Genomic DNA, 12,586 nt, shown 5'->3' on the forward strand with positions numbered 1-12,586 from the left:
AAGTAATATGTGAAAATCTAATCATAACATTAACTTCGTAAAGGACATTTTATGCCGTCAAATATCCAGTCATTCAATCAAAAAAATCAAACACGTACGCAAGTATTACAAAAAAAAATAGCTGGCAGCTTCATGTTATTGGCCTTGCTGGGCTTAGGCGCTGTTGTATTAGCACCAAAAGCGCATGCCTATGATGTTATTAATGCAAATTCAAATTTATTTGAAGACAAGTATCAAGAACAAAATGATCGTCAGCTTAAATCTCTAAAAGCTTCACCTGATACCACTTTAGAGATAGGTCAGAATCAAGAAGCCGATACCACGCGTATGCTGGAAAATGGTTACGATATGATGGGCACGTCAGAGTTTGTTTCGGCAAAAATTCCAGCAGAGTTAGCTAAAGCTTTTGGTAAGAAAATTAAAGCTGATAGTGTTTTAGTTTTTGATAAGCCAGTGGCACTGACGACCAATATGGTGAATATGGATGGCACTGAAGATGGCAATAAAATGATGCAAGAAGCCAATGATGAGAATGCTAAAAATGAGAAAAACATTCATTACGCTAGTTATTGGGCAAAAGTGCCAATGCCTTTGCTTGGCGTACATGTCATTAAATTGGTAAAAGCTTCGACTAATCCAGCAGAGGAAGGTACTGCGCTGCCAGGGCTGAAAATTATTGCCGTGATTAAAGAGTCGCCAGCAGCTAAAGCCAATATTGCCACAGGTGATACTTTGCTTAAAATAGGAGATGTTGCACTTGAAAAAGCTGATGATTTATTTGCAGCAGTGAAGCGCTATCAAGGACAAGCAGTCGATGTTGTATTCCGCCATGGAGATGAGGATGTTAAAACTACCGTGGCTTTGAATTCACGGAAATAATACTAAACTAAATACTGCTGGGTTTAAAGGTTCTAATAAACCTAGCAATATTTAGTGCGTGAGATTGTATTGCAGAATATAAGTGAGGTTCCCTGCAAAATAGCCAATCAAAGCTAGCCAGCTTATTTTTTTAAGATACCAAGCAAATTGTATTTTTTCTAAGCCCATAGCCGCAACTCCAGCGGCTGAACCTATAATTAAAATTGAACCGCCAGTGCCAGCACAGTAGGCAATAAATTCCCACAAGAAACTGTCTGGCGGATACATGGCTAGGTCATACATTCCAATCGACGCGGCTACTAGGGGTACGTTATCCACAATGGCGCTAAGTAAGCCCATGATGGTCACTATCATATCCTGACGACCAATGGTTTGATCTAGCCATGTTGCGAGAGAGTTCAGAATTTGACTGTGTTCTAGCGTTGCAACGGCAAGTAATATGCCGATAAAGAAAACGATGGAGCTCATATCTATGCGCATGAGCGCATGGACTAGAGACAAATGTTGCTTGTCTTGATCGTCTTTATTTCTATGTAATAGGTCACCTACAAGCCAAAGCAAGCCTAGGCCAAAGAGTATGCCCATAAACGGAGGTAGATGCGTGAGCGTTTTAAATGCGGGTACTAAAACTAATACGCCCAAACCCATAAAGAATACTACGTTGCGCTCGAATTCGTTGGATTGTAAAGCGCTAGTGTTTTCCAGCTTCGCAGGGGATATGACCATTTTCCCTCTTAGTGAGTAGCTCACTATAAATAGCGGCACAATCAGGTTGACTAAAGAGGCTAATAAAAGGCTTTTTACGATAGAAGCGGCGGTGATTTGTCCACCTATCCAGAGCATGGTTGTTGTGACGTCGCCGATAGGAGACCAGGCACCCCCAGCATTGGCGGCTATAACCACCATAGAGGCAAAAAGAAGACGATCCTCCTGTTTATCTAGGAGTTTTTTCATGAGTGAAATCATGACGATGGTTGTAGTCAAATTGTCTAATATTGCGCTTAAAAAGAATGTCACAAAACCAACAAGCCACATTAAACTCGATAACTTAGTGGTCTTAATGCGAGATGTAATTACTTCAAATCCATTGTGAGCGTCTATGACTTCAACAATTGTCATAGCGCCAATCAGGAAGAACACAATCTGAGCGGTAGTCGCTACTGATTCGCTAAGCTGATGATTAACTTGTACCTCGTTGTTGAATATCGCATAAACAGTCCACAGCAAACCCGCGCCTAGCAAGGCTGAAGCTGATTTATTTATTTTAATCGGATGTTCAAGTGCTATGGCCGCATAGGTCACGATAAAAATAATGATGAGGGCACTTAGCATTTTGACTTTTTCTAGCTATTTCAGAGGCTTTAAATATTGTATTTTAATTATCGTTGTCTAATTCATCTGTTGGCGTGTAGCCCGCTTCAGCATCGCTATTATCTTGAGATTCTTGCGTGATTTCACGCAGGAGTTTGAAAATCTCACGGCTACTCTTTGGCGGCTTATTGGCTTCTAGTTCTTTTTGCGCATTACGAATTAAGGTGCGCAGTTGTTGGCTATCTGTTTTTGGGTGTAATGCCATAAACTCAGAAAGCACATTACTGTCAGCAATCATGCGATCACGCCAACGCTCTAAGCCGTGAAAGTAAGCATTCTCGGCAGTATGTTTACCATCCCAACGCGCGAGTTGCTCAAGAATTGGCGCATTATCAATTTCGCGCATCAATCTACCTAAATATTGGCGATGGCGTCTAATCGCGCCATTGGCGGTAATTTTTTTAGTATCGAGCACAGCGGTTGTGACTGCATCAGGTAAATCTAGCTTAAGTAGCTTATCTTTAGGCAATTCAGACAATCTAACGCCAAGCGCTTGTTGCGCGTCAGCTTCAGCTTTGAGTTTGGTTTTGCTTATAGGCTCGTCAACATCTGATTCAACTTGCTTGTTGAGTTCATTGTCTAATTCGCGGTCTTTCGCGGTCTTTTTAGGTTTTGCTGATATTTGAGGTTTCATAGTGCTGTATTATAACAGCCTAGATGTTGATAGACATTCCTTTAGTATTTTTGTGTATTTTTATAGTAGAAGAGTTATGGCAGATTCTGGATTTAGTTATTCTTTAGATGAAATTAAGCAAATGTCGAGAGACGTGCTTAAAGTGGCAAAAGATTTAGGCGCAAGCTCGGCGGAAGCTGAGCTGAGTTTGAGTATAGGTCAAAATGTTTCAGTGCGCTTGAACGAGGTTGAAAACATTGAATACAACCGAGATAAAGGCATGTCGGTGACGGTCTATTTTGGTCAGCAAAAAGGCCATGCCAGCACTTCTGATTTAAGTCCGATAGCGATTAAAGATACGGTAGCCGCGGCTTGCAATATTGCTAAATACACTGCAAAAGATGAGTTTTGTGGTTTGGCTGATGCTAACTTAATGGCGAAAGAAGTGCTTGATTTAGATTTGCACCACCCTTGGAATATCTCAGTAGATGAAGCCATCGTTATTGCAAAAGAGTGTGAAGCTGCTGCGCTAGGCGTTGATGCGCGCATCACTAATTCAGAAGGTGCTAGCGTTTCCACTAGTTCAGGCTACTTTGCTTATAGTAATAGTCATGGCTTCACAGGGGGTTATCCAAGCACACGCCACGGTGTGAGCTGCTCTGTGATTGCAGAATCTGACGATAGTATGCAGCGTGACTACTGGTATAGCACAGCCCGTTCAGCAGCGGACTTAGAGTCAGCCGCTGCTATAGGCAGGAAGGCTGGTGAGCGCACGATTAGGCGTTTGAACTCCAAAAAGATTAAAACTTGCCTAGTGCCTGTGATGTTTGAAGCGCCATTGGCGAGTGGTCTAATTTCTAGTCTGATTAGTGCAATTTCAGGTGGTAACTTATACCGTAAATCTTCATTTTTATTAGATAGTTTAGGTAAGCAAGTGGCCTCACCATTGCTTAATATCTATGAAGAGCCTCATCTGAAAAAAGGTTTAGCAAGCAGTCAGTTCGATAGTGAAGGCGTGGCAACGCATTCGCGGCAATTGGTTAAAGATGGTGTATTACAAGGTTACGTTATGGGTAGTTATTCTGCACGTAAGTTAGGTATGCAAACGACAGGTAACGCAGGAGGTAACCATAATTTAATCGTGCAATCTGGCGCGCAAGACTTCTCTGGTTTGCTCAAACTAATGGGAACTGGCTTGCTAGTGACTGAATTGCTAGGTAGTGGTATGAATATGGTCACTGGCGACTATTCACGAGGTGCTGCTGGCTTTTGGGTGGAGAATGGTGTGATTGTTCACGCTGTTGAGGAAATTACCATCGCCAGCAATATGGCGGAAATGCTAAAAATGATTGTTGCGATTGGTAATGATGTTTGCATACAAGGCTCAAAACAAGTCGGTTCTATTTTAATTGAGCGTATGACAGTGGCCAGCGAGTAAGTGATTAACGTTTCTAATAAAAAAGCCCCAGTAATGGAGGGTGTCCTGAATTTTGTGTAAACGTCGGTTAATTACTGCTGAGGCATCCTCTCCTCAAATTGAATAGTAAACCTATTGAGTGCAGGTTTCCAATCACGCAGTGGCATTGTCCATTTCTTGCTGATGTTTTGCAGCGCCAAATAGAACAATTTCATCACAGACTCATCGTTTGGAAATGAGCCACGGCTCTTCGTTACCTTACGCAAACTCATATTCACTGATTCAATCGCATTGGTGGTGTAGATGATTTTGCGTATTTCTTGCGGGTAGTCAAAGAACGGCGTAATACGTGCCCAGTTATTGCGCCAGGATTGGGCAATCGGTGGGTAGGCATCATTCCAATTGTGTTCAAACTCAAGCAAGTAGAGCTCTGCCTCAGACTCAGTGGCAGCACTGTAAACTCGCTTCAAATCAGCCGCCACCTGCTCACGCTTGTTCCACCCCACGTAATTCAAGCTGTTGCGCACCATATGCACAATACAAAGTTGCACAGCGGCTTTAGGGTAAACGGCCTCAATGGCTTCAGGGAAACCCTTCAAGCCATCCACACAGGCAATGAAGATGTCTTGAACACCACGGTTCTTCAGTTCTGTTACCACAGAGAGCCAGAACTTAGCACCTTCGGTCTGCGCAATCTATAAGCCCAGCACTTCTTTATCACCCTGCATATTGATGCCAATCGCAAGGTAAACGGCTTTAGCGCGGACAGCACCAGCATCACGCACTTTGACATGGATGCAGTCCAGATACACCACAGGATAAACAGCATCCAGTGGGCGTGATTGCCATTGCTTCACATCTTCAACAACAGCATCGGTGACGGTCGAAATGAGTGTGGGTGATATTTCAGTGCCGTACATCTCGGTGAGATGCGCTTGGATTTCACGCACGGTCATGCCACGTGAGTACAGCGAGATGATCTTGTCATCAAAGCCAGTCCAGCGGGTTTGATGTTTGGGGATGAGTTGCGGCTCAAAACTGCCTTCACGGTCACGGGGGATTTCTATGGGCAGTTCGCCGAACTCACCTTCAAAGTTTTACGGCTTTTACCGTTACGGGCATTGCCAGTGCTATTGGTGACAGTCTCGTGCTTATCATGGCCTAGGTGCTCAGCCATTTCGGCTTGCAGTGCGCGTTCAACTAGTGCTTTAGTGAGTTGTTTGAGAAGACCGTTCTCACCGATCAGGTCTTCAGGCTTTTTATAATTGGCTAGTAATCCGTCAATTAAATCGTTGGGTAAGACTTTTGGTAATGTCATTTTTTATCCATTTCTGAAAATAGCAGTTTCCTGCAAAATGACGTTTACACAAAATTATTTACACTCCCAGTAATGGGGCTTTTTTCTTTCTACGACTTATTTAGCTGGAGTATCAGTTTTTACAGGGTCTATCGCTGTTTCTGCATCAACATCTTCATAGTCATCTTTGATTAGTTCTTCAGGGACTAAGCCATCTTGAACTAAGCTTGCCCGTTTTTGCAAATAAGCATCACGTGTAAACGCGTATGGGTCTAATGATGCTTCATCAACTAAATCAGATGCTGTTAGTAATTCAGTACGTTTGTCCAAGAATTGTGCAGCACGTAGTTGGTTGCTTAATCTAATTTGATCAATGTTACGAGTGTAGGTAATGGGGTCACTTGTGTAAGTATCGAACACTAAACCAGTAGTATCACGCAAACTTGATGGGCCAAGTAATGGTAAAACCAAGTATGCACCGTTACCCACGCCCCAATAGCCAAGGGTTTGACCAAAATCCTCTTTATGATTTCGTATGTTATCCATGCCTGCTACATCAATAAATCCAGCAATACCAAATGTACTGTTGATGACAAATCGACCTGCATCCGTAAAGGCATTAGCAAGTTTAAACTGCAATATATCGTTTAAAACGGTAGTGAGTGAACCTAAATTCGTAAAGAAGTTGTTAACCCCTGTGCGAATTGGTGAGGGCGTAATGGTTTTATAAGCAGTAGCTACAGGTTTGATGATTGCTTTGTCAGCGACATCGTTAAATTTGTAAACACCGCGATTTAGACCTTCAAGGGGATCTTTATTGCTTTGTGTGGCGCAACCAGACAGCATGGCTAGTGTGAGCACACAAGTAGCAAGGATAATAGTTTTATAATTATTGATTGTTTTAATACGCATTCAAGACCCCAAATTGTAGTTTTTCTCTGATGTCATCATAAAGCACTGTTTAGGTGTTTTATAACCGCTAATATAACTATATGAGCAGGTAAAGAAAAACTTATTTTAACTTTAACTTAGCGGCTGGTCATTGTCCAGCATTTGCTCATGTAAGCCCTAATTTTAATGGATTGTCGGTTTGTTCGAATCGATGATGTGATTGGTTTTACGCTATGCTTTTCATGATTTACTCGCGATATATCCGTTTAAGTGGCACAATTATCTGTATTGATTAACTTATTTAGAGTTAACTTAGTTAAATTCACCAGTCGTTATTCATCTGACGTCTAAATTATAGGAAAGCCGTGTGACTAAACATATCAAGATCTCAGAATTTTTAAAGCAGGATTTGCAGGGTGAGCACAACGTAGCACTTAGTGCGATATTACGTGATGTGGTAGATGCCTGTAAGAAAATTGCTGTGGCCATAGATAAGGGCGCTGTGGCTGGCAATATGGGTAGTTTAGGTTCTGAAAATGTACAAGGCGAAGTGCAAAAAGCCTTGGACGTGATTACTAATGACATCTTTATTGAAGCTTGTCAGCAGAGTGGTTACATTGCGGGTATGGCTTCTGAAGAGCTTGTCGATGTGATTGAGGTTGAAGATAAGCACAAGAAAAATGGAAATTATCTGTTGATGTTTGATCCACTAGATGGCTCGTCAAACGTGAATGTAAATATATCGGTAGGCACTATTTTTTCTATTCTGAAAAGCCCGAATAATAAGCCTGAATTAGCTGATTATTTGCAGTTAGGCACAGCTCAAATATGCGCGGGCTATGCACTTTATGGCACGTCTACTATGTTGGTGCTCACTACTGGTCATGGTGTGAATGGTTTCACACTAGATGCAGATTCGAATGAATTTCTGCTAACACATCCCAATATGCAAATTGCTAAGGAGACGCAGGAGTTCGCAATCAATATGTCGAATTATCGTTTTTGGCGAGAGCCTGTGCAGCGCTATATTGATGAGTGCTTACAAGGCGAAGAGGGTGACCGTAAAAAAGACTTTAATATGCGCTGGGTCGCTTCAATGGTGGCGGAAGTGCATCGTATTTTAGTGCGTGGAGGCGTATTTATGTACCCAACTGACACTAAATCAAGGTCTGGAAAACTGCGTTTAATGTATGAGGCTAACCCGATGAGCTTTATTGTTGAGCAAGCAGGTGGGGCTTCAACAACTGGTTCACAACGTATACTAGAGGTGCAGCCTAGTGGCATACATCAGCGCGTACCAGTGATTATGGGCTGTAAAAGTGAAGTGGATAGGATTGCGGCTTACCATCAGGTGACTTCTAAGAGAAAGTAAGCCTTACTTTTGTAGCTGGAAAATAAAGCGGCTAATTAGCCGCTTTGCATATTGCGATAAATTCCTCTGCATTTAACGATGCGCCGCCTACCAAGCCGCCATCCACATCTGGCATGCTGAATAACTTAGCGGCGTTTTGCGCTTTTACACTGCCGCCGTAAATAATACGGACTTTGGAAGCCGCTTCAGCGTTACGCCTTGCAATGCGCTGGCGAATGAATTGATGCACTATTTGCGCCTGTTCTGGAGTGGCGGTTTTGCCAGTGCCAACAGCCCATACTGGCTCGTAGGCAAATACCATGTTCAGTTCCATTGCCTTGGCAAAATTTTCATCGTTTAGAGTTGCCATTACGGCATCCATTTGGCTTGCCACAATGACTTCCGTGAGTCCTGCATCATGTTCTGCTAGTGTTTCACCTACACATAAAATTGGCGTTAGATTGGCTTTAATGGAGGCATCAAATCTGGCAGCGGCGGATAGATTGGTTTCATGAAACAACACTCGTCTTTCCGAGTGCCCAAGCAGCACATAGGTGCAGCCAAGGTCTGTGAGCATGTGTGGAGAAACGGCGCCAGTAAAAGCGCCTTCTTCGAACTGGTTCACGTTTTGTCCGCCCCAAGCAATGCCAGTATTTTCTAATAATGACCTTGTTTGGTGTAAGTAAGGGTTCGGTACGCAAACGACATAATCTGCATTTTTGTAATCACTTAGCCCGCTAATCAGTGTGTTGAGTAGGGTTTCGTTGCTATGAATATTGCCATGCATCTTCCAATTGCCAACTACTAGGTTACGCCGCATTTCTCTATCCCTTATTTCTAAACTTCTAATTTGCTAAACTCTAATTCAATAAACCAGATTATTTTGATTTAACAATCGCGTCTAATTCGCCCGCTTTATAACGTACCGCCATTTGGTCACATGAAATAGGCTTGATTAGCGCAGCTTGCCCTGCTGAACCAAAAGCTTCATAGCGCTCTTTGCAAATGGCACGCATGGCGACAGTGGAGGCGCTGAGGAATTTTCTTGGGTCAAACTCTTTTCTTTTTTCAGTGAAAAACTTACGAATTGAGCCTGTGTAGGCCATGCGCAGGTCTGTGTCGATGTTGATTTTGCGTACGCCATGTTTGATGCCTTCGACAATTTCCTCTACTGGTACACCGTATGTTTCGCCCATGTCTCCACCAAATTCATTGATGATCTGTAGCCATTCTTGAGGTACGGAAGATGAGCCATGCATGACCAAGTGTGTGTTGGGTATACGGGCATGTATTTCTTTAATGCGACTAATTGCAAGGGTTTTACCAGTGGGTGGTTTGCTAAATTTATAAGCACCGTGTGAGGTGCCGATTGCGATGGCTAGTGCATCCACCCCAGTGTTGCGTACAAAGTCAGCGGCCTCTTCTGGGTCTGTGAGCATTTGGTCGTGACTTAATACGCCAGTTGCGCCAGAGCCATCTTCTTCGCCTGCAAGGCCTGTTTCTAACGACCCTAGCACGCCGAGTTCACCTTCAACAGACACGCCGATCGCATGCGCAATCTCTACAATTTTTCTAGTGACTTCGACGTTGTATTGGTATGTGGATGGAGTTTTTGCATCCTCCATTAGTGAGCCATCCATCATTACGCTTGAAAAACCTGAGCGTATCGCTTGAATGCACACTGCGGGCGATTGACCGTGATCTTGATGCATGACAACTGGTATATGTGGGTAGGTTTCTATGGCGGCTAATACTAAATGCCTTAAAAAAGCTTCGCCAGCATATTTGCGCGCGCCTGCAGAACCTTGCAGAATCACCGGGCTATTCACTTCGTCCGCCGCCTGCATAATGGCGTGAACTTGCTCCATGTTATTAACATTAAAGGCTGCCAAGCCGTAATCGTGTTCAGCAGCGTGATCTAGCAATTGACGTAATGAAACGAGTGCCATGGTGATCTTTCAAATAATTAAAACATGTCTATGAGTATACTTAAGTTCTGTCTTTGCGTGGGCTTTGTGAGTCTATGTAAATTATATAACACTTATGTCTTATATAAAACATATTATATGTTTTTGTAGAGTGCTAAGGCTTGCAATCGTTGTGTTGCATGGTCGACCACGGGAGCTGCATAGTCTGGACCTATGTGTAAATTGAGCTCTTGAAGACGTAGTGGCGGAATCAGCCAAGGCGCATGAATTTCTTTATCGCTGCATTTTGCTAATTCTGGTACATATTTACGAATGAATTTCCCTTGAGCATCAAAGCGTTCACTTTGTGTAGTCGGATTAAAGATACGAAACCAAGGTTGTGCATCGCAGCCCGTGCTGGCGGCCCATTGCCAGCCGCCATTATTGGCGCTTAGGTCAAAATCGATTAATTTCTCAGCAAAATAACGCTCACCCCAGCGCCAATCTATCAGTAAATCTTTTACTAGAAAGCTCGCAGCTACCATCCGTAGGCGGTTATGCATAAAGCCTGTAGTATTAAGTTGCCGCATGGCGGCATCTACAAGTGGATAGCCCGTTTTACCATCACACCAGGCTTGAAAAAGTACAGGCTCATTTGGGAACTTTAAAGCCTCAAACTCAGTTTTATAGGCGCTACCCGCGGCAACGCTTGGGTTGTGATGCAATATTTGCACATAAAAATCACGCCAGATGAGTTCGCTTAGCCAAGTCTGAGCGCCAGTATTGGCCGCCTGTAGTGCTTCGCGGGCTAGATGACGTATAGATATAGTGCCAAAACGTAGATGTACAGATAAATACGAAACACCTTTTATGGCAGGGAAATCTCTGGCATCTTTATAACGACTCATACGTTCTTTAAAGTCATTAAAAAGTGCTAAGCCACCTTGCATGCCTGTTGGTAAGCGCATGCTGCTTAAGTTGGTACGCTTAAAGCCTATTTCTTCTAAAGTTATTAACGGACTTACATCAAGTTTAGCTAAGTTGTTTAAATAAGCGTCTACTGGGTAAGCTCTGACAAAGAAATCATTCACAGTTTTTAGCCACATGTTTTTATATGGCGTAAATACACCATAAGGCTTACCAGAGAGATTTAACACTTCATCTTTCTCAAAAATCACATGATCTTTGTAATGATGAAATTCAATATGACTTATATTCAGTTGCTCAGCCACGTGTGCGTCGCGAGCAATGGCGCTAGGTTCGTAATCATGATTAGTGAATACAGCATTCACTAAAAGTGAGTTGGCTAATTTTGGAATTTCATCGCTAGCGTAGCCATGCAATACAATTAAATCACTACCGTATTTTTGAAGCGAGGTTTTTAATTCACGTACGCTTTCCCAAATAAACTCTACGCGGCGGTCTGCCTTATCCGTTAATTGGTCAAGAATTGCAGTATCAAATACAAATACGCAATATACATTTTTAGAGGACTTTAGCGCGTGATATAGCGCTGCATGGTCGTAATCTCGTAAGTCACGTCTAAACCAAACTAAAGATTTTTCATAGGTTGATTTCTGCTGTGCTTGAGACATATTTACTCGCGATGGTAGGGATGATTGGTAATGACCGAGTGCGCTCGATAAAGTTGCTCTGCCAGCAACACTCTAACCATAGCGTGTGGCAATGTAAGCTTTGAAAGCCCCCATAGCCAATCAGCTTTTTGTTTTACAGAAGTATGCAATCCGTCAGTGCCGCCAATTATGAGCGACACATCACGGCTTGACGCTTGCCAATCTTTGAATTTATCTGCGAGTTGCAGTGTGGTCACTTCTTGCCCACGTTCATCTAAGGCTATGCAAAAGTCTTTACCGACAGCCTCTAGAATACGTTTGGCTTCAATGAGCTGAATATTCTCAGTACTATTGCCTGCTGCACGCTTTTCAGGCTTGATGTCGATAATTTCAACAGTGGCTTCGCGCGGCATGCGCTTGGTATATTCTGTGCAAGCGGTTTCAACCCAGCTTGGCATTTTGTGGCCGACAGAGATAATACGCAGTTTCATGCACTAACTCTGCTGGCAGATGAGCTAATTACTCAGCTTTGATATGGCCACGGCGGCTTTCAGCCTCGCCCCATAATTGCTCTAGATTGTAGTAGGCACGTGTGGTTGGCACCATAATGTGTACGACGATGTCGTCTAAATCGACCAGTACCCATTCACCTTCTTTTTCGCCTTCTGTACCGCGAATGTGATAGCCTTTTTCTTTCAGTTTCTCACGTACATTATCCGCAATCGCTTTGGCTTGGCGGCTTGATGTAGCAGAAGCCACAATCATATAACTAGTCATGCTTGTGAGCTTGCGAACATCCATAGGGGTGATGTCGAAGCCTTTAATATCTTCAATGGCATCAATCACTGCCTGTTTCATTGTTTCTAAATAGTTTGCTGCGTTTACATCAATTGTCATTTAAGCGGCCTGTGCTGGAATTGCATTGCGTTGAGATTGTATGCGGTTGTTATCGTCCACATACACAAGTTGGGGTGAGAACTTTTGTAGTTCTAATTCATTATAATTCGCGTAACTGGCAATAATCATAATATTGCCAGGCGCTGCTTTGTGTGCAGCTGCTCCATTTACAGAGATAATACCTGAACCACGTTCAGCTAAGATGGCGTACGTACTAAAGCGCTCGCCATTGGTCACATTGTACAAATGAATTTGCTCGTATTCGCTAATGTTAGCGGCTTCAAGCAAGTTTTCATCAATAGCACAGCTGCCTTCGTAATGAAGTTCACTATGCGTTACATGTACGCGGTGTAGTTTAGATTTAAGCATTGTTCTTCGCATAATGCTGA

At 43.0% G+C, this 12,586-nt stretch carries 12 protein-coding genes and 1 pseudogene; 3 read left to right on the forward strand and 10 right to left on the reverse strand.

What is annotated here, in order from left to right; all coding sequences use genetic code 11:
* The first annotated feature begins 51 nt into the window (after positions 1-51).
* Entirely contained in the window at positions 52-879 is an 828-nt protein-coding gene (locus tag PSU78_RS01040) for a PDZ domain-containing protein (RefSeq protein ID WP_300382946.1), read from the forward strand.
* 51 nt (positions 880-930) lie between these two features.
* Here the strand turns inward: PSU78_RS01040 and nhaD are convergent, their stop codons facing one another.
* Both nhaD and yjgA read right to left on the reverse strand, forming a co-directional pair.
* Positions 931-2,211 (reverse strand): sodium:proton antiporter NhaD, encoded by a 1,281-nt coding sequence (gene nhaD, locus PSU78_RS01045; RefSeq protein ID WP_300382949.1) that lies wholly within the window; start codon positions 2,209-2,211, stop codon positions 931-933.
* A 43-nt stretch (positions 2,212-2,254) separates the two neighbouring features.
* Complete coding sequence (yjgA, locus tag PSU78_RS01050; protein WP_300382952.1) at positions 2,255-2,884, reverse strand: ribosome biogenesis factor YjgA; 630 nt, start codon at positions 2,882-2,884, stop codon at positions 2,255-2,257.
* 76 nt (positions 2,885-2,960) lie between these two features.
* Between yjgA and pmbA the strand changes: the two genes are divergently transcribed.
* Positions 2,961-4,301: a metalloprotease PmbA gene (pmbA, locus tag PSU78_RS01055; protein WP_300382955.1), complete on the forward strand. Its 1,341-nt coding sequence runs from the start codon at positions 2,961-2,963 to the stop codon at positions 4,299-4,301.
* Positions 4,302-4,372: 71 nt separating this feature from the next.
* On the opposite strand, the pseudogene PSU78_RS01060 reads toward pmbA, so the two are convergent.
* Together PSU78_RS01060 and PSU78_RS01065 are read right to left on the reverse strand one after the other, a co-directional pair.
* Positions 4,373-5,598 (reverse strand): annotated as a pseudogene (locus PSU78_RS01060) (IS256 family transposase).
* 96 nt (positions 5,599-5,694) lie between these two features.
* Entirely contained in the window at positions 5,695-6,489 is a 795-nt protein-coding gene (locus PSU78_RS01065; RefSeq protein ID WP_300382957.1) for a VacJ family lipoprotein, read from the reverse strand.
* A 358-nt stretch (positions 6,490-6,847) separates the two neighbouring features.
* On the opposite strand from PSU78_RS01065, the gene PSU78_RS01070 reads away from it, so the two are divergent.
* The gene (locus tag PSU78_RS01070) at positions 6,848-7,840 is read left to right on the forward strand and encodes a class 1 fructose-bisphosphatase (protein ID WP_300383840.1); all 993 of its coding nucleotides are present in this window, start codon (positions 6,848-6,850) and stop codon (positions 7,838-7,840) included.
* Positions 7,841-7,871: 31 nt separating this feature from the next.
* Here PSU78_RS01070 and tpiA read toward each other — a convergent pair whose 3' ends face one another.
* From tpiA to panD, 6 genes are all read right to left on the reverse strand, one after another.
* A complete protein-coding gene (gene tpiA / locus PSU78_RS01075) occupies positions 7,872-8,639 on the reverse strand; it encodes a triose-phosphate isomerase (protein ID WP_300382960.1) in 768 nt (255 codons plus the stop codon).
* Positions 8,640-8,697: 58 nt separating this feature from the next.
* Complete coding sequence (fba, locus tag PSU78_RS01080) at positions 8,698-9,768, reverse strand: class II fructose-bisphosphate aldolase (RefSeq protein WP_300382963.1); 1,071 nt, start codon at positions 9,766-9,768, stop codon at positions 8,698-8,700.
* A 113-nt stretch (positions 9,769-9,881) separates the two neighbouring features.
* Entirely contained in the window at positions 9,882-11,321 is a 1,440-nt protein-coding gene (locus PSU78_RS01085; protein ID WP_300382965.1) for a deoxyribodipyrimidine photo-lyase, read from the reverse strand.
* A gap of 2 nt (positions 11,322-11,323) precedes the next feature.
* Complete coding sequence (rlmH, locus tag PSU78_RS01090; protein WP_300382967.1) at positions 11,324-11,791, reverse strand: 23S rRNA (pseudouridine(1915)-N(3))-methyltransferase RlmH; 468 nt, start codon at positions 11,789-11,791, stop codon at positions 11,324-11,326.
* A gap of 28 nt (positions 11,792-11,819) precedes the next feature.
* On the reverse strand, positions 11,820-12,197 hold the full coding sequence (rsfS, locus tag PSU78_RS01095) for a ribosome silencing factor (RefSeq protein WP_300382970.1): 378 nt from the start codon (positions 12,195-12,197) through the stop codon (positions 11,820-11,822).
* A complete protein-coding gene (gene panD / locus PSU78_RS01100) occupies positions 12,198-12,578 on the reverse strand; it encodes an aspartate 1-decarboxylase (protein WP_300382973.1) in 381 nt (126 codons plus the stop codon).
* Between the last annotated feature and the right edge of the window lie 8 nt (positions 12,579-12,586).

Source organism: Methylotenera sp., from assembly GCF_029945705.1.
Classification (GTDB): Bacteria; Pseudomonadota; Gammaproteobacteria; order Burkholderiales; family Methylophilaceae; genus Methylotenera.